The 17285-nt window shown below is 62.7% G+C and carries 14 protein-coding genes and 1 tRNA gene; 8 read left to right on the forward strand and 7 right to left on the reverse strand.

What is annotated here, in order from left to right; all coding sequences use genetic code 11:
* Positions 1-24: 24 nt before the first annotated feature.
* The gene (locus WD767_08200) at positions 25-321 is read left to right on the forward strand and encodes a hypothetical protein (GenBank protein MEX2616061.1); all 297 of its coding nucleotides are present in this window, start codon (positions 25-27) and stop codon (positions 319-321) included.
* Positions 322-404: 83 nt separating this feature from the next.
* Positions 405-2207, forward strand: coding sequence for a translation elongation factor 4 (lepA, locus tag WD767_08205; GenBank protein ID MEX2616062.1), 1803 nt, complete (start codon positions 405-407; stop codon positions 2205-2207).
* Between the two features lies 1 nt (position 2208).
* Here lepA and WD767_08210 read toward each other — a convergent pair whose 3' ends face one another.
* A complete protein-coding gene (locus WD767_08210) occupies positions 2209-2544 on the reverse strand; it encodes a hypothetical protein (protein ID MEX2616063.1) in 336 nt (111 codons plus the stop codon).
* A gap of 130 nt (positions 2545-2674) precedes the next feature.
* Here WD767_08210 and WD767_08215 point away from each other — a divergent pair.
* Positions 2675-2762: transfer RNA gene (locus WD767_08215), tRNA-Ser, on the forward strand.
* 14 nt (positions 2763-2776) lie between these two features.
* Here WD767_08215 and WD767_08220 read toward each other — a convergent pair.
* Positions 2777-3244, reverse strand: a complete 468-nt coding sequence (locus WD767_08220) for an RT0821/Lpp0805 family surface protein (GenBank protein ID MEX2616064.1) — start codon at positions 3242-3244, stop codon at positions 2777-2779.
* 120 nt (positions 3245-3364) lie between these two features.
* Positions 3365-3622, reverse strand: a complete 258-nt coding sequence (locus tag WD767_08225; GenBank protein MEX2616065.1) for a hypothetical protein — start codon at positions 3620-3622, stop codon at positions 3365-3367.
* 303 nt (positions 3623-3925) lie between these two features.
* Here WD767_08225 and tldD point away from each other — a divergent pair, with 303 nt between their 5' ends.
* The 3 genes from tldD to WD767_08240 are packed head-to-tail and all read left to right on the forward strand — an operon-like array spanning position 3926 to position 6466.
* Entirely contained in the window at positions 3926-5359 is a 1434-nt protein-coding gene (gene tldD / locus WD767_08230; protein MEX2616066.1) for a metalloprotease TldD, read from the forward strand.
* A 7-nt stretch (positions 5360-5366) separates the two neighbouring features.
* The gene (locus WD767_08235; GenBank protein MEX2616067.1) at positions 5367-5792 is read left to right on the forward strand and encodes a hypothetical protein; all 426 of its coding nucleotides are present in this window, start codon (positions 5367-5369) and stop codon (positions 5790-5792) included.
* A gap of 5 nt (positions 5793-5797) precedes the next feature.
* Positions 5798-6466 carry a DUF6134 family protein gene (locus WD767_08240; protein ID MEX2616068.1) on the forward strand — a complete coding sequence of 223 codons (669 nt, stop codon included), beginning with the start codon at positions 5798-5800 and terminating at the stop codon, positions 6464-6466.
* 4 nt (positions 6467-6470) lie between these two features.
* On the opposite strand, the gene WD767_08245 is transcribed toward WD767_08240, so the two are convergent.
* Together WD767_08245 and WD767_08250 are read right to left on the reverse strand one after the other, a co-directional pair.
* Positions 6471-8360, reverse strand: coding sequence for a TRAP transporter permease (locus WD767_08245; protein ID MEX2616069.1), 1890 nt, complete (start codon positions 8358-8360; stop codon positions 6471-6473).
* 112 nt (positions 8361-8472) lie between these two features.
* Positions 8473-9426 (reverse strand): TAXI family TRAP transporter solute-binding subunit, encoded by a 954-nt coding sequence (locus tag WD767_08250; GenBank protein MEX2616070.1) that lies wholly within the window; start codon positions 9424-9426, stop codon positions 8473-8475.
* A gap of 335 nt (positions 9427-9761) precedes the next feature.
* Between WD767_08250 and WD767_08255 the strand changes: the two genes are divergently transcribed.
* On the forward strand, positions 9762-11159 hold the full coding sequence (locus WD767_08255) for an FAD-linked oxidase C-terminal domain-containing protein (GenBank protein MEX2616071.1): 1398 nt from the start codon (positions 9762-9764) through the stop codon (positions 11157-11159).
* Between the two features lie 144 nt (positions 11160-11303).
* Positions 11304-14714 carry an AsmA family protein gene (locus tag WD767_08260; protein ID MEX2616072.1) on the forward strand — a complete coding sequence of 1137 codons (3411 nt, stop codon included), beginning with the start codon at positions 11304-11306 and terminating at the stop codon, positions 14712-14714.
* A gap of 30 nt (positions 14715-14744) precedes the next feature.
* Here WD767_08260 and WD767_08265 read toward each other — a convergent pair whose 3' ends face one another.
* Together WD767_08265 and WD767_08270 are read right to left on the reverse strand one after the other, a co-directional pair.
* On the reverse strand, positions 14745-14960 hold the full coding sequence (locus WD767_08265; GenBank protein MEX2616073.1) for a ribbon-helix-helix domain-containing protein: 216 nt from the start codon (positions 14958-14960) through the stop codon (positions 14745-14747).
* 231 nt (positions 14961-15191) lie between these two features.
* Positions 15192-17285 (reverse strand): hypothetical protein, encoded by a 2094-nt coding sequence (locus WD767_08270; protein MEX2616074.1) that lies wholly within the window; start codon positions 17283-17285, stop codon positions 15192-15194.

A 17285-nucleotide genomic window follows, 5' to 3' on the forward strand; every position in this document is an offset into this window, starting at 1 on the left:
TTTTATGCCGGGAGGAATCGACCGATGGATGGTGTAACGGGGCGGCTGGCCGGATTCGTGGCGGAGACCGGGTTCGAGGACCTGCCGGCGGCGATTGTCGCGCGGGTGACGGTGCGGGGCGAAACCCATGAGGCCTTTGTCGAAGCGCCAAAAGGCGGGCCCGGAAATTTCATGGATGAATCCGAATTCATGGATGAATTCAATACATTATGCGGGCATTATATGTCGAAACCGGCCATGGACCGCTTCGCCAGGGGCCTTCTGACGCTGGACCAGGCGAACAGCGTGGCGTCTGTGCCGGGCTTCGGCCAGGCCCATTGACCGGTGGCGTTCTCCGCGATTGCTTCGAACCCGATCCACGCCTATGTTCCGCCCGGAATTAGGCCGTATCCGGTAAGAAATCGATGACTGATCAAAGCCATATCCGCAATTTTGCGATCATTGCCCATATCGACCATGGCAAATCGACGCTGGCCGACCGGCTGATCGAGAAGGCCGGGTCGCTGGCGGCGCGCGAGATGAAGGAACAGTTCCTCGATTCGATGGATCTGGAGCGCGAACGCGGCATCACCATCAAGGCGCATGCGGTCCGCCTGGAATACAGGGCGAAGGACGGCGAGACCTATATCCTCAACCTGATGGACACGCCGGGCCATGTCGATTTCGCCTATGAGGTGAGCCGCAGCCTGGCCGCCTGCGAGGGATCGATCCTGCTGGTCGACGCCAGCCAGGGAGTCGAGGCGCAGACGCTGGCGAATGTCTATCTGGCGCTGGACGCCGACCATGAAATCGTCACCGTCCTGAACAAGGTCGACCTGCCCTCCGCGGAGCCGGACCGGATCCGCCAGCAGATCGAGGATGTGATCGGGCTGGACGCCAGCGACGCCATTGCCGTTTCCGCCAAAACGGGGCAGGGCGTGGACGACGTGCTGGAGGCGCTGGTGAAGCATCTGCCGCCGCCCGCCGGCGATCCGAAAGCGCCGCTGCGCGCCTTGCTGGTCGACAGCTGGTATGACGCCTATCTCGGCGTCGTGGCGCTGGTTCGCGTCGTCGACGGCACCCTGACCAAGGGCCAGCGTATCCGCATGATGGCCACCGGTACCGCCCATCCGGTGGAGCGCGTCGGCATCTTCACGCCGAAGGGCGTCATGATCGACGCGCTGGGCCCCGGCGAGATCGGCTTTATCACCGCCTCGATCAAATCGGTCGCGGATTGCAAGGTCGGCGATACGCTGACCGACGACCGCGTGCCGGCGCTCAAGGTGCTGGCCGGGTTCAAGCCGTCGGTGCCGGTCGTGTTCTGCGGGCTGTTTCCCGTCGACGCGGCGGATTACGACGATCTGCGCGAGAGCCTGGCGCGGCTCGCGCTGAACGATTCGAGCTTCCATTACGAACCGGAAACCTCCGCCGCGCTGGGCTTCGGGTTCCGCTGCGGCTGCCTCGGCCTGCTGCATCTGGAAATCGTCCAGGAACGGCTGGAGCGGGAATTCGACCTTGACCTCATCACCACCGCCCCCTCCGTCGTCTACCGGATCGCGCTGACCAATGGCGAACAGATCGAACTGCACAACCCGGCGGATTATCCCGAACCGATGCGGATCGACACCATCGCCGAACCCTGGATCAAGGCGACGATCATGGCGCCGGACGAATATCTCGGCGGGATTCTGTCGCTGTGCACGGAACGGCGCGGGGAGCAGGTGGAACTGACCTATGTCGGCGACCGGGCCATGGTCGTTTACAGGCTACCGCTGAACGAGGTCGTGTTCGATTTCTACGACCGGCTGAAATCGATCAGCCGCGGCTACGCCAGCTTCGATTATGAAATTTCCGGATACCGCGAAGGCGACCTGGTCAAGGTCGGCATTCTGGTGAACAACGAACCGGTCGATGCGCTGGCGCTGATCACCCATAAATCGCAGTCGGAACGGCGCGGCCGGCAGCTCTGCGAACGATTGAAGACTCTGATCCCGCGCCAGTTGTTCAAGATCGCCATCCAGGCCTCGATCGGCGGCAAGGTGATTGCCCGGGAAACCGTCAGCGCGCTGCGCAAGGACGTGACCGCGAAATGCTATGGCGGCGACATTACCCGCAAGCGCAAGCTGCTGGAAAAGCAGAAGAAGGGCAAGAAGCGGATGCGCCAGTTCGGCCAGGTGGAAATCCCGCAATCGGCCTTCCTCGAAGCGCTGCGGATGGAGGACCGCTAGATCAGCGCCGCAGGCCCCTGGGTCGCGGCGGCCGCCGGCCGAGACGCAGGAACAGCCCGCCAAGCATCAGGAACAGCACGAACAGGATCGTGAACGATTCCCAGGTCGGCCGCAGCAGAAGATACGGGACGATGACCGAGTCCCACAGCGCCGGCAGGTGCAGGTGACGCTGGATGACGACCTGTATCATGTTCAGGCTCTCGATATCCGCGCTGGCCCAAGCCTGCCCCGCGACCGCCGTGACATCCGTGCCCACCAGCCAGATCGCCACCCCCGACAGCAGGGTAATCAACGACAGTGCGACGAACAGACGGCCCAGAAAACGCAAAATCGACACGCGGAATACCATCCTGTTTCAAGCAATGCGGGGCACCCTAACACGCATGGGTTTCGGCGGGAACCACTGGCTTGCGTACGGGAAAGCAAGAATGTAGTGTCCGCCGCGCCGACCGGGACGGTTCGGCCGTGGAAGGGTGGCCGAGTGGCTTAAGGCGCACGCTTGGAAAGCGTGTTTAGGGAAACCTAACGCGGGTTCGAATCCCGCTCCTTCCGCCATTCCTCCCGTATCATCAGCCAATTTCCCAGGCGCCGTTGCGGATCCGGCAGGCCGTGCTCTGCCGTTCGACGGTTGCGCTTTCGCCCATGGCACTGGCGATGAATTCCCGGCAGTCGCGGCCGTCGGACGCCTGGAAGCTGCGCAGAATCCGGAAACTGCCGGCCGAACCGGTGTCCTCGTTCTCCCAATAGACCGTCGATCCCTCAGCCGCGCTGTCCAGGCTCAGAAAGGCCGCGCGCTCCATCTTCTGCTTGTCCATCCGGATGATGTAGTCGGCCGCGTAATAGCCGCCGGCGCCGCCGGCCGCCGCGCCGAGGATGGTCATGACGGTCTGCCCGGTGCCGCTGCCCAGGATGTTGTAACCGACGAAGGCGCCCAGAAACATGCCGGAAAGCGTCGCGCTGGCCCGCTGGTTGGCGGGGTCGCCGGTCTGACAGGCGGTGAGGCCGGCAAGCAGGACAAGCACGGCGATACGCTTCATGAAATTACATCCCCATCGGGCCCGTTGCGTTGACGGCGCAGTCGCGCGAGGCTCGCATCGAAAGGTTAACAAACTATTGAAAGGGTCATGTCGCCGGACACGCCGGGCGCCGCCGGCGTCTTACGTGTTGGCGGAGTTGCCGGCCAGGGGGCTGTATCCGAGCGCGGTCCGCATTTCCTCGATATCCTTCCGGGATCCCGCGCGCTCCAGAATGACGAGGACGGCGTCATTCATCGGCGATGTCGAGGCGGCGCGCCAGCCGACCGACAGCAGATCGTTCAGTGCCCGAATGTCAGCCGCTTTTTGGATAATGACCGCATGTTGCACGCGCACGAGTTCGGGTTCGTCGCTTGCGATATCCTTACCAGACGTAGTCATGATCGAATATCCCTATCGATGAGACAGGCTACCTAACATTACCGGCGCCGGAAGGCAAGAATCGTCGGCGCCGGATGCGGCAGCGACATGCCCCGCCCGTAACGATATCTTCCGGCCGCACGCGAATAGTGGGGAACATCGCGTTGACCGGAGTCGTTTCCTGCGCAGGAGAATATTCCGGTCATGGAACCGTGATGCATATTGGCTGTCTTTTTGCCACAGTTCTGTCATATTCAATGGGTTCCGTGGTCCGGGTACGCCGGAGAAGGCGGGTACCGACCGAACTGAAAAAGGAGGGCTGCTGTGTCCGACCTTGCGACGACAGACAACCTGTTTTTCGAAAAGGCTGGGCTCAACCAGTCGCGAACGCAGAAGATCGTCGATGACGCCCTGACCGGGGCCGATGATGGTGAACTCTACCTGGAGTACTGTCAGGCGGAGAGCATTTCCTATGATGACGGCCGCGTCCGCAACGCCAGCTTCGATACGATGCAGGGGTTTGGCCTGCGCGCCATCGCCGACGAGGCGACGGGATATTCGCATTCGGCGGAACTGAATGAAGACGCCATCAAACGGGCGGGCGATACGGTTCGCGCGGTGCAGTCGGGCCATGGCGGCACGATGGCCGGCGCGCCCGTTGGCCGAAACCAGAGCCTGTACAGCGACGAAAACCCGCTCGGCCAGATGGATTTCGCCGCCAAGGTAAAGCTGCTGGCCGATATCGATGAATATGCCAGGTCCCGCGATTCCCGTGTGCGGCAGGTGTCTGCGTCGATATCGGGCGAATGGCAGGCGGTGCAGATCATCAGGTTGGGCGGTTTCCGCGCTGCCGATATCCGGCCACTGGTCCGGCTCAATGTCTCCGTCATCGTCGGTGAGGGCGACCGCATGGAAAGCGGCAGCCATGGCGTTGGCGGCCGGGTGTCCTACGACGCCTTCGTCGACCCGGCAGCCTGGCAGGCGCAGACCGACGAGGCGTTGCGGCAGGCGCTGGTGAACCTGGAATCCGTCGCCGCGCCCGCCGGCGAAATGACCGTCGTGCTCGGCCCCGGCTGGCCCGGTATCCTGCTGCATGAAGCGGTCGGGCACGGGCTGGAAGGCGATTTCAACCGCAAGAAGACCTCGGCTTTCGCCGGCCTGCTGGGCGAACGCGTCGCGTCCCCCGGCGTGACGGTGGTCGACGACGGCACGCTCAACGACCGCCGCGGTTCGCTGACGATCGATGACGAGGGAACCGCGACCTCCCGCACGGTCCTGATCGAAGACGGCATTCTCGTCGGCTATATGCAGGACCGGCTGAACGCCCGCCTGATGGGCGCCGCACCGACCGGCAACGGGCGGCGGCAATCCTTTGCCCATGCGCCGATGCCGCGGATGACCAATACCTACATGCCCAACGGTAACGCCGATCCGGAGGAGATCCTGCGCTCGGTCAAGAACGGGCTGTACGCCGTGTCCTTCGGCGGCGGCCAGGTCGATATCACCAGCGGCAAGTTCGTCTTTTCCTGCACCGAGGCCTACAAGATTGAGAATGGAAAAATTGGCGCGCCGGTAAAAGGGGCGACGCTGATCGGCAACGGCCCGGACGTGTTGACCCGTGTTTCCATGATAGGCAACGACACGAAGCTCGATCCCGGCATCGGCACCTGCGGCAAGGACGGTCAGGGCGTGCCGGTCGGCGTCGGCCAGCCAACCCTGCGGATTGACGGGCTGACAGTCGGCGGCACAGCGGCGTGACAATCACATGAACCGGTATGCGACGATATTCTGCACGACCCTGCTGGCACTGAGTGCCTGTGATGGCGCCGAACCGGTCGCCGAGGCCGCCGAGAAGGCACAGGTGCGCCTGGACCTGATCGAATTTACCTATGAATTCGCCGCGGGGCGGCACCGCTACAACCATCGCCGGCTGTTTACGGAGACCGCCGGCACCGGCGTCACCGTCACGCGCGGCAAGGTGTGCGTCCTGAATGGCGAAGAGTGCGCCGATGCGCTTGTCAATTACCGGATCGAAGCATTGCAGACCCTGGAACAGAAGGGCCACTACGTTGCGACCCCGGTGGGAAAAGACCGGATTACGCTGCAATACTGGGCCGAGGACGACGCCGGCAACAGGTTCGAATTCACGAAAATTGTGACGACCGACGGCCGGATTGCCGTTTCGGAATAACAACAATGGCGCGACGGTGTTTGTCCGTAGCCCTGATTGCCGCGGCGCTGATCGCGGTATCGTGCCGCATAGCGCCGGCCTTGGCGTCCGATATTACCGGCGTGCCCGATGGCGGGATGTTGAATTTCGCCATCCTGCGGAACGGCGAGGCAATCGGCTCGCATGTCATCCGCTTCGAAAGGAACGGGAGCGACCTGGAGGTGCGCATCGAGGCAAAGGTCGATTACCGCTTCGGCTTCATACCGCTTTACCGGTTCGAGCATCAGGCGCTGGAAGTCTGGCGCGACGGCAGTCTACAGCGGATGGCAGCCACGACGAACGATAACGGTGCGCCATACCAGATTGCCCTGCATCGCGAAGAGGGCGGCATGGTGCTGGCGATCAATGGCGTCGAAACGGCGGAGGACCCGGATCTCCAGCCGGCGAGCCTGTGGAGTGTCGCGATCGTGACGCAACGCCGCATTCTGGATCCGGCCGATGGCGAATTGATGTCGGTCGAAATCGCCGACGCCGGCATGGAATCAATCCGGGTCGCGGGGCGCGATATCCAGGCCCGGCACTATGTGATGACCGGCGATTTCGAACGCGACCTCTGGTACGACAGCCGGGGCGTGCTGATGCAGGTTCGCTTCCACGGCGATGACGGATCGGAAATCCGCTACGATCTGCGTTAGATGGTTAGTCCCGAACGGTCACCGGTGCGGCGGTTTCCGTTTCCGTCGCCGAGCGCGGCCAGATGAACAGCTGCAATGCGATGATGCCGGTGATGATGCAGCCGCCGACGATATCCGTTGTCAGGCCGGGCTTGATCAGCGTAAAGGCCGCCGCCGCCAGCAGCAGGCGCTCGATTACATTGGCGCGGCGCAGGAAGTATCCGTGCAAGCCGGCGGCAAGGCAGCAAACGCCGATAACCGAGGTCACGCAGGAAATTGCGACCGTGACGGCGTCGCCGATCATCAGCAGCGACGGTCCGTAGACAAACATGAACGGTATTATGTAGCCGGTCGCGGCCAGTTTCATCGCAGCGAGGCCACCATCCCAGATCCCCGCGCCGGACAGGCCGTTCGCCGCGTAAAGCGTGATCGCCACCGGCGGCGTAATGGCCGAGAGGATGGCGAAATAGAACACGAACATATGCGCGGCTTCAAGCGGGACCCCCAGCTTGATCAGCGCCGGCACCAGCAACGCCACCTGTACGATATAGGCGGGCGTCGTCGGCAGGCCCATGCCCAGGATGATGCCGGCGATCGCGGTCAGGATCAGCGCCAGCAACAGGGTCTCCTGCGACAGTTGAATGACGAAGGAGGTGAACTCGATGCCGATGCCGCTGAGGGAAATAATGCCGATGACGATACCGGAGCAGGCGCAGGCGACGGCGACCTGCAGCGAGTTGCGAATGCCTTCGATAAGGGCGTTGATGACGCCCATGAAGCTGATCTCGGAACGTGTCGTCTTGCGCATCAGGGCAACCGGAACGACGGAAAACAAACCGCATGTCGCCGCATAGGGCGCGCTGTATCCGGCGACCAGAACGCCAATGATGATTGCCAGGGGGAGAAACTGATGGCCACGGTCGCGCAGGACCTTGCCCATTGCGGGAAGGTCGGCGCGCGGCAGCCCCTTCAGGCCGACGCGTTTCGCTTCGAAATGGACCGCGATAAAAACCGCAAGGAAATAGAGCAGCGCCGGCAGGATGGCGAGCGAGATAACCGTCAGGTAACTCACGGCCATGAATTCGGCCATGACGAAGGCGGCGGCGCCCATAATCGGCGGCATGATCTGCCCGCCGGTCGATGCAACCGCTTCGACCGCGCCGGCAAAGGCGGGCCGGTATCCGATCCGTTTCATCAGCGGAATCGTGAATGTACCCGTGGTCATGACATTGGCGGTGGAACTGCCGGAAATCGTGCCGAACATGGCGCTGGTCATGCAGGCGACCTTGGCGGGTCCGCCGGCGGTGTGCCCGGCAAGTGCCAGCGCGAAATCCATGAACAGTTTGCCGGTGCCGGTTTTTTCAACCAGGGCGCCGAATACGATAAACAGGACGAGATATGTGGCGGACACATTCAGCGGGATGCCGAAAATGCCTTCCGTCGTCAGGTACATCTGATCGATGACTTCGCCGGGTCGCAGGCCGGCGACAAAAAAGCCGTAGCCGAGAAATATCAGGGACGTGATCGGCAGCGCCAGACCAATGGTGCGGCGGGTCGCCTCCAGGACAATGACAATGATCAAGACACCGAAGGTGAAGTCTGTCGGCCGCAATTCATCGACATAGGCGAAGCGGTCCAGAATGTAATCGTGCTCCACAAAAAGGTAGGAGATGACCGCGACGGATCCGGCGAGAAGTGCCGTATCCCACAGGGCGCCGAAGATTGCCTTGCCGCGCGTGGCGTCGGCCAGCGTCGGAAACCAGAGATAGATCAGGACCAGCGCAAACAGCAGATGCGTGCCGCGAAAATGAAAGACCTCCGGCGCACCGGTGAAGACGACCCAGAGATGGAATCCCAACATCGCAAGCGCGATGGCGGATGAAACGGCGATACCGATCTTGTTGCTGGCCAGCATGAACAGACACTCCTCCCGGTGCCGTCCGGTTCCATTTTTTTCGGGGCCCGGTTCGGCTATGAATTCGGGTCCGGGCTAACGGCCCGGACCCGATATCGATGGTCGCCCGGCTCTAGAGCGCGCCGGCTTCCTTGTAGGCCTTGGCCGAACCGGGATGCAGCGGCACGCCGATATCGGTAGCCATGTCCTTCGCCGTAATGTTGCTCAGCGTCTTCACGATGGCGCCGAGTTCCTGACCGCGATTGATAAGCGCCTTGGTCATGTTATAGGCCGACTCTTCCGAAACCGTTGAGCAGTTCAGGATCAGATGCGCGGGGAAGCCGGCAATCTCAACCGGTTCCGTCTGGTTCGGATAGCTGTTTGCCGGAATCGTCAGGCGGCCCCAGCCGGCATTTTCCTTTTTCATCGCGGCGAACTGTTCGTCCGTGATCGACAGAAACTTGATCTTGCGCGAATTGGTGAGGTCGAGCAGCGAGCCGTTCGGCACAGAGGTGATCGTCATCATCACATCGGCCTGGCCGTCCTTCAACATGTTCACGCCATCGCTGATGGACGCGAAATTCACCTTGCTCATGTCGTCATAGCCGAGACCGGCGGCCTTGAGCAGCGCCCGGGCGCCAAGTTCGGTTGTGTTGCCGCGCGGCAGGGTGACAAGTTTCTTGCCCTTCAGGTCGGCGGCGGAGTTGAACGAAAAATCCGTCGTCGGAATCTGCAGGAAGTTATTGTACAGGGAACCCAGATTGCAGATGTCTCCCAGTTTCTCTTCGAATGGCGGCTTCCCATTCAGGCCGTCGACCGCGGACATGACCAGGCTGAAGCCCATATGCGCCTTCCCGCCGGATACGCCCTTCAGGTTGATCAGGCCGGCGCCGGGGCGGATAGTGACGTTCATCCCGGGAACTTCGGCTTCCAGAATATTCTTGATGGCGCCGCCCAGCGGGTACCAGCTGCCGCCGGCCGGGCCGGTCATGAATACGATATCTTCCGCCACGGCTGGTGCGGCGGTCACACCCAGCGAACCGGCAAGTGCAAGGGCTGCAATGGATAATGTTGGTTTCTTGAACATTTTTGTTCCTCCCGTGAAAGGCCAGTTCTGCTGGCCCGTTAAATTGGCGGAATTCGCTGTATTTCCGGCTTGCCGGGCACTGCGATCAGCCCGCGCTCCCATGCTCCGGACATGACAGGCGCCGGTGCGAAACCCAACGGAGCGTACCCTTGGCGCTTGGTCAAGGGAAGGGAAAATTATGTGGCTCGATCAAAGGGATAAATAGGGTTCGGTTGCAATAAATAGGCGAAATTCTAGCGCATGACCGGGTATTTTGCGGCCAGTACGTGTAGTTGAAGGGGGAACCTGCGCGGAGTAGGTTACGGGCTGAACGTGCGCCGTCCGGAGAAAATTTCATGGCCCCTGAAAATACGGCAAACCAGATCGCGCCGACGGTTCTTGAACAGCTGCGCGCCGTCATCGGCGACCGGGTATCGACCGCGGCTGCCGTGCGCGATCACCATGCCAGCGGCGAAGACTATATGACGCCCATGCCGCCCGATGCCGTATGCTTCGCGCAGTCGACCGAAGAAGCCAGCGCCATCGTCCGGATTTGCGCCGCATACGGGATACCGGTCATTCCGTACGGCACGGGAACGTCGCTGGAAGGGCATGTCATCGCGCTGCATGGGGGCGTCTGTCTCGACCTGTCCCGGATGAACGCCGTGCTGGAAGTGAACGCGGAAGACCTGGACTGCCGGGTTCAGGCCGGCGTCACCCGCAAGCAGATCAACGAACACCTGCGCGATACCGGGCTGTTCTTTCCCATCGATCCCGGCGCGGACGCCTCACTGGGCGGCATGGCGGCGACGCGGGCCAGCGGCACGAACGCGGTGCGGTACGGCACGATGCGCGAAAACGTTCTGGGGCTGACGGTGGTCCTGGCGGATGGCCGGGTTATCCGTACCGGCGGCCGGGCGCGCAAATCCGCAGCCGGTTACGACCTGACGCGCGTTTTCGTCGGTTCGGAAGGAACGCTTGGCGTCATCACCGAGGTGCAGTTGCGCCTGTATGGCATACCCGAGGCGATGTCGACGGCGGTCTGCCAGTTTCCGACCCTGGCGGATGCGGTGAATACCGTGATCCTGACGATCCAGTCCGGCATTCCCGTGGCGCGCATCGAACTGCTCGACGATGTACAGATGGATGCCTGCATCAGATATTCCAGGCTGGAAGGCTACGAAGCAAAACCGACCCTGTGGTTCGAATTTCACGGGACCGAGGCGTCGGTCAAGGAACAATCGGAAATGGTCGGCGCCATAGCTGCGGATTTCGACGGCGGCCGCTTTCAGTGGACGACCCGCAGTGAGGAACGCAACCAGCTCTGGCAGGCGCGTCACGACGCCTATTTCGCTGCCCTGGCCCTGCAGCCGGGCAAGAAGGGAATCGCGACCGATGCCTGCGTACCGATTTCCCGCCTTGCCGAGTGCCTGCTCGACACCCAGCGCGACATCCAGGAAACCGGCATGATCGCGCCAATTGTCGGTCATGTCGGCGACGGGAACTTCCATCTCGTGATCCTGATCGATCCGGAAAGGCCCGAGGAACTGAAGAACGCCAAGGCGCTAATCGAGCGGATGAACCACCGCGCCATCGCCATGGGCGGAACCTGTACGGGAGAACACGGTATCGGGCTCGGCAAACGCGACTTCCTGACCGCCGAACATGGCGAGGCCGTCAGCGTCATGCGCGCGATCAAGTTCGCGCTGGACCCCGCGAATATCATGAATCCCGGAAAAATATTGCGTAAATGAGCAGTTCTGAATCACGCCGCACCGCGTGACTCATAATTTGACACCGATCCGTAGACGCACCAGTTACAATAGCAGGCTGACGTTGACTACTTTCGGTCTTATTGCCTTGTCCGGCGCGGTCCAGCCGGCCATCGGAGCATTCGCGTGAAAAAAATTGTCCTTTCTTCGCTGGGCGGATTGATCGTCCTGCTGGTTGCGGCGGTACTGATTGTACCGGGCTTCATAGACTGGAATGCCCATAAGGGGCGTATCGTGTCCGTCATCCAGGAAAAAACCGGCCGAAGCGCCGCCATAGAGGGCGATATCGATCTGGCAATCCTGCCGGCGCCGGCGCTGCGCGTTGCGGGCGTACGGCTCGCCAATTTCGAGGGCGCCGCCACGCCGGACATGCTGCGCCTGAAGGAAGTCCACCTTCGTCTTTCCATCGGTGCGCTGCTTGGAGGCCGTATCGTGATCGAACAGCTTGACCTGGTGGAACCGGTCATTGCGCTGGAAGTTGCCGCGGACGGCCGGGCGAGTTGGGATTTCCAGCCTTCCGGCGCCACCCCGGGCCCGGATAGCGGCGTGGCGGGGACGACAGGGGACGGGGAGTCGGCGGTCGATATCTCGCTTGCCAGCGTTACCATCCGAAACGGATCCGTCACCTATCACAACGCCGGCGCGGCACAAACGGACGCCATTACCGGATTGGACATGGCGATATCCGCGCCGTCGCTGTATGGCCCGTTCACCGTCTCCGGCGACGCGCAGTATCGCGGGTTACCGGTTACGGTGGACCTGAAAACCGGCCCCGTCATCGAAGGGCGCCCGATCAGCGTTGCCCTGAATCTGGAGCTGCCGGAAGCCGGCGCGTCGGTCTCGTTCAACGGTGCGGCTTCGGATACCGGCCCGGACGCGCAGATTACCGGCGAGTTCGTCATGACCGGTGACAATGCAGACCGCCTCGCGGCGATGGCGACGGGGGCGGGCGTCTCGCCGATACTGAATCGGCCGGTTTCCGTCGAGGCCGCGCTTTCCGCATCCCGCAACTCGGTAACGCTGAATGACGCCAGGATCCGGTTTGGCGAAACGCTGGGCAACGGTGCGGTCAGTATTGTGCTGGGCGATGTCATCGGCGTCGATGTCGCCATTTCCATGAACCGGATCGATCTGGACAAGATGCTGGCGGATTATGCCGCCGGCCCCGGCAAGGCGTCCACACCGGCTGCGCAAAGCGATGGGGCCGCATCGCCAGCCGCACCGGGCACGCCGGCGGCGCCGACCGGGTTTACCCTGCCGCAGAATGTCGATGCATCGCTCGATCTCGGGATCGAGGCGATCCAGTACAATGGCGGGGTGATCCGTCAGGCCGGAATCCGGGGCGGCCTGGCCAACGGCGCTGTAACGCTCGACCATGCCTCGGCACTGTTGCCCGGCGGTTCGGATATCTCCCTCGTCGGGTTTCTGCAGCCGGTCAAGGGGCAGCCGAAATTCGATGGCGATGTCGCCATTGCGTCCGACAGCCTGCGCTCCCTGCTGCAGTGGATCGGCGTCGATACCGCCGCGCTGCCGGCGGACAGGCTGCGGGGCTTTTCCTACACGGGCAAGATATCAGCTACGCCGGATGCCGTTCAGGCGCCCGATTTCAACGTTCGCCTCGACGCGAGCACAATGCATGGCGGGCTGGTTGTGGCGTTGCGCGACCGGCTGGGATTCGGTCTGCGGCTGGATATCGATCAGCTCAATCTTGATGCCTATTTTCCGGAATCAACCGCCGCCGCGCCGAAAGCGGGCGATGGCGCTGCGACGGCGGCCCGTCCGGCGCCATCGGGCGCCGCCACTGCAGCTGCTGCGCCGCTCGCTTTTCTGGAAAAATTCGATGCGAATGTCGATTTGCGGCTGGACCGCATCACCTATCGGAAGTCTATCGCGCGAAAATTTGCCTTCGACGGGCAGCTTGTCGGCGGCGCCCTGACGATCCGGAAGTTCGGCATTGCCGATATTGCCGGCGCCAGCCTCGGCGCAACGGGAACAGTTCAGGGATTTGCGTCAACCCCGGGTTTTGCCGTCGATTTCGACATCGCCGTCGCCGATCCGGAGCGCCTGTTTCTCTTCCTCGACATGCCGCCACCGATCCCACTGGCGCAGTTGGGCAAGCCAACCGCCAGGGGCCGGGTCGCGGGCAATCTTTCGGCGGTGACGCTGGACACGAACCTGACGGGCGCCGGGGCGGCCGTTCATCTTCAGGGTCCGCTGGATATGGCCGCCGCCGCGCCGGGTTTCGACTTCAGGGTAGCGCTGAGCCATCCCGAATTGTCGGATTTTGTACGCCTGTTCATGCCCGATTTTCATCCTGCAGCGGAAAAGCTGGGCGCGCTGAAGGGCGGTTTCGCCGTGAAGGGTACGCCGGCTGCGCTGGACCTCTCGTCGCTTGACATGGCGGCGGGACCTGTCGCGGTAAAGGGAAAACTGTCGCTGGCGCTCGATGGTCCCCGGCCGAATATCACGGCTGACCTCGCCACCAGCGAGGTTCTGATGGACCTGTTTCAGCCGGTTCGGCAACCGACGGGGTCCGCCACGGCGCGCGGCCGCCAGCAACGTGCCGTGGGGTCGGCTCCGGGCGGGGCGGATGCCGGCAACGCCGCCGCCGACCGCTGGTCGCGGGAACCGATCGATCTTTCCGCAATGCAGGCGCTGGATGCGAATATCCGCCTGGTGATGGGTAAGCTGATCTCCGGCAATTTTCAGTTCGACAAGCCGCAACTGGATGTGGCGCTGACGGCGGGGCGCCTCGACCTGAAGCAGGTGACGGCGGGGTTTTTCGGCGGCACCGTTTCCGGCAAGGGAAGTATCGACTCCGCCACCGGCGGCCCGAAAGTCGATATAACGCTGACGGCAGCCGGGATAGACACCGCGCGCGCGGCAACGGCGTTCGGCGGGGAGCCTCGCGTCTCCGGGCCCGTGTCGGTGAACGCGACTGTAACCGCCGCCGGCACATCGGAGGCCGCGCTGGTCTCCGCGCTGTCCGGCCAGGGCGATATAGCCGGAAAGCTCCGTGTGCTGGCGACCGGGAACGAACAGCAGGCCATCGGCGCGGTTGGTATCGCCGCGGCGCTGTTCGGGGACAAGGTCAGGGAAATACAGCAGATCGGCGGGCTGGCCACGGTTCTCGTCCGGGCCTTCGGCGATGCGCCCGCCGACCTGTCGGGCAATTTCGAGATTCAGCAGGGCGTTCTGCGGACTCAGGACACCGTCCTGACCGGCGCGGGGGCGCGTGCGATCACCGTGGCGACGGCTGACCTTCCCCGCTGGACGATTGATTCGACGACATCGGTATTGCGCGGCGGCGACGCGGCGGCCGAGCCCTATATCAGTATCGGTCTCAGCGGCCCGTTGGACTCGCCGAATGTGCGTGCCGGCGGCACCTTTCTGAGCCGCGACAATGCCGGTGCAGCGGAACCGTCGGATCCGATTGGCAAGATTTTGCAGGGTGTGACGGGCGGCGACGGCCAGTCGCAGGAAAAAGTAAAGCCGGAAGATGTGCTGAAGGGATTGCTGAAAGGACTCGGCAGATAGCCTTCCGGCGCTATGGCGGAACTCCCTGCGCTACGACGCCTGAAGTGAATACAGGACATAAAGACGGATGGCGCTGGAAAGGTTTCCGGATCGTTTCCCGTCTATTTCGGTGACAATCTGGTTGACCGTACTGCCGCTCGTGACGGCGATCGCCTTCAATTCCGCCCAAAAAGCGTTTTCCAGCGATACACTGGTGCGATGCCCCGCAATGACAACCGACCGTTTCTGCATCTTCCACGGGGCCACGTCGACATCAAGCGCAGGGGTCTCCCCAGTCGATTTGTCTAAATCGAGTTCTTTCATTGCCCATGTTGGTTTTTAATTTCAGATATTTGAATATATCGAAGGAAAAAATACGGGACAAATGCTGTTTATCAACAAATGGCTGTATCACGAATTGTTGATCGCGGTATTTTAGGCGCCGATTGTCATATGTCCATGTATTTTACGCGCTTGCGATGGCCGCGTGGCCGGCGGTCAATCGCCTTCGCGTCGCCAGGCGATGGCGGTTGCGCCGAGCGCGAGCAAAAGGACCAGCAACGCGGGTAACAGCGGGAGTGTCGTCAGTCCGGTAACGATGTAATCGCCATTGGCCACGAGGCCGATCCAGCCGCGGCCCGATGTATCGCGTTCGGGCGCGACGAGGCGGAGGTTCGGAACACTGTCCGCGAGCCAGTGAATGGCGCTTCCGGTTGCTTCGACTGTGGGTTGCAGCGGTTCCGGCGATGCGAGGACATTGCTGAATTCCAGCGGATTCAGCGCCCCGACTGCAGCCATGAACACCGCCGCGCCGTCGCTGACCCGATACAACCCGCTCTCGGATACGGTAATCGATCCCGTGAAGACGCCCTCTCCTGTGCGCTCCATCGGTACCGTGACGGTGCTGCCATCCGGTCCCGTGACTTCCACCGGGGTCAATTCGTCGTCGATATTCCGCCGGGTGACCTCCAGAACGTCGCCGCGTGTGGCGGCGCGAAGGTCGTTTTCCTCCAACTCCGGTTCCTTCATCAGCCAGTGCGAGACGCGGCGCAACAATTCCGCCTGGGGGCCACCCCCTTCGAACCCGCGCGCCCACAGCCAGATATGGTCGCTGTTGATCTGCGCGACCCGGCCGGTGCCGACCCGGTCGAGGATCAACAGCGGCCGGCCGTCCGCGCCGTCCATCAGGACATGCCCCTGCTTGACCGTGACGTCGATCTGACGGAACCAGCGGCCCCAGTTACCCTCACCGGATGTCGCGTCAGGGCCGATTGTCTCAACGCCGCCGGGCAGGTCCGCGGTCACGGGATGACGCAATCCAAGCCGGGTCGTGGCGGGCCTGTAGCCCCGGGTGATGATCTCGCCAGTGGGTTCTCCGGGCAGCATGGCGCCGAGGGGCGTGCGGTAGATACTGAACGGCCCGGCGAAACTGGGGCCTGCCGCTTCCAGCAATGCGCCGCCTGCGGTGACGTAATCGACGATATTCTGCAGGTAAATCGACGGCAGTACGCCGCGGCGGCGATATCGGTCCAGAATCACCAGGTCGAATTCCGCGAGCTTGACCTCGAACAGTTCCCGGGTCGGAAACGAAATCAGCGACAATTCGTCAATCGGCGTGCCGTCCTGCTTTTCCGGCGGCCGCAGGATCGTGAAATGCACCAGATCCACCGACGGATCGGATTTCAGCAGGTTGCGCCAGGTTCGCTCGCCCTCATGCGGTTCGCCGGAAACCAGCAGCACCCGCAATCGGTCGCGGACGCCATTGATCGAAACGACCGCACGGTTATTGATCTCAGTCAATTCGTCCGGAATGGGGTCGACCGCGAGTTCGAAGACCGTCTGTCCAGCATGGTCCAGCGTGAATTCGAGCGTATGCTCCTCGCCCACCGGCGCCGACAGCACCAGTTCGTCGCCGCCGTTGCGCCGGATGCGCAGGTTCGCCGCGGGGTCGGGCGCGGCAGTGCTGTCCTCGATCCGGACCGTCATCTGCATTTTCTTGCCGACGATGCCGAAGGTCGGCGCCTTTACGATGACGAGTCGCCGGTCCACTTCGTCGCGCCGGCCGGTCAGCAGTACGTGCAGCGGGCGCGGCAGGGACTCGGCTTCCGGATTCGGCAGCGCATCGTGCACCTGGCCGTCGGTCAGCAGGATAGCACCGGCAACGCGGCGCTCCGGCACGTCGCTCAGGGCGCGCTGCAGCGGTTCCAGAAGCCGCGTACCCTGGTTTTCCGTATCCAGCCCTTCCCGGCCGACATGGATGACACGCAGGTCCAGCGTGGCCCGCAGGGCATCCGCTTCGGCCCGGATTTTTTCCAGCGCGGCCGCCGTCCGCTCCGGCCGGTCGCCGATGCGCTGGCTGGCCGATTCATCGACGACGACGACGGCGACGTCGCGCAACGGTTCGCGTTGTTCGTTGACCAGCGACGGATTCAGCAGGGTTGCGATCAACGCGGCAAAGGCGATGCTTCGCCACAGCGCGCCTCGGGCGCGGGCATAAAAACCGGCGCCGGCGACGAGCAGGGCCATGCCGCCCAGCCCCGCAATCAGGAACCAGGGCAGCAATGGCGCGAATTCGATGCTGGTTCCCGCCAT

It is taken from the genome of Alphaproteobacteria bacterium, from assembly GCA_040905865.1.
In the GTDB taxonomy this organism is placed as follows: domain Bacteria; phylum Pseudomonadota; class Alphaproteobacteria; order UBA8366.

Excerpts from the sequence above, each read along its gene's own strand:
- WD767_08240 (MEX2616068.1), top strand. The coding sequence starts at position 5,798 with ATGGCGCGACGGTGTTTGTCCGTAGCCCTGATTGCCGCGGCGCTGATC.
- WD767_08245 (MEX2616069.1), bottom strand. The coding sequence starts at position 8,360 with ATGCTGGCCAGCAACAAGATCGGTATCGCCGTTTCATCCGCCATCGCG.
- lepA (MEX2616062.1), top strand. The coding sequence starts at position 405 with ATGACTGATCAAAGCCATATCCGCAATTTTGCGATCATTGCCCATATC.
- WD767_08200 (MEX2616061.1), top strand. The coding sequence starts at position 25 with ATGGATGGTGTAACGGGGCGGCTGGCCGGATTCGTGGCGGAGACCGGG.
- WD767_08250 (MEX2616070.1), bottom strand. The coding sequence starts at position 9,426 with ATGTTCAAGAAACCAACATTATCCATTGCAGCCCTTGCACTTGCCGGT.
- WD767_08235 (MEX2616067.1), top strand. The coding sequence starts at position 5,367 with ATGAACCGGTATGCGACGATATTCTGCACGACCCTGCTGGCACTGAGT.
- WD767_08225 (MEX2616065.1), bottom strand. The coding sequence starts at position 3,622 with ATGACTACGTCTGGTAAGGATATCGCAAGCGACGAACCCGAACTCGTG.
- WD767_08255 (MEX2616071.1), top strand. The coding sequence starts at position 9,762 with ATGGCCCCTGAAAATACGGCAAACCAGATCGCGCCGACGGTTCTTGAA.
- WD767_08220 (MEX2616064.1), bottom strand. The coding sequence starts at position 3,244 with ATGAAGCGTATCGCCGTGCTTGTCCTGCTTGCCGGCCTCACCGCCTGT.
- WD767_08270 (MEX2616074.1), bottom strand. The coding sequence starts at position 17,285 with ATGGCGGGAACCAGCATCGAATTCGCGCCATTGCTGCCCTGGTTCCTG.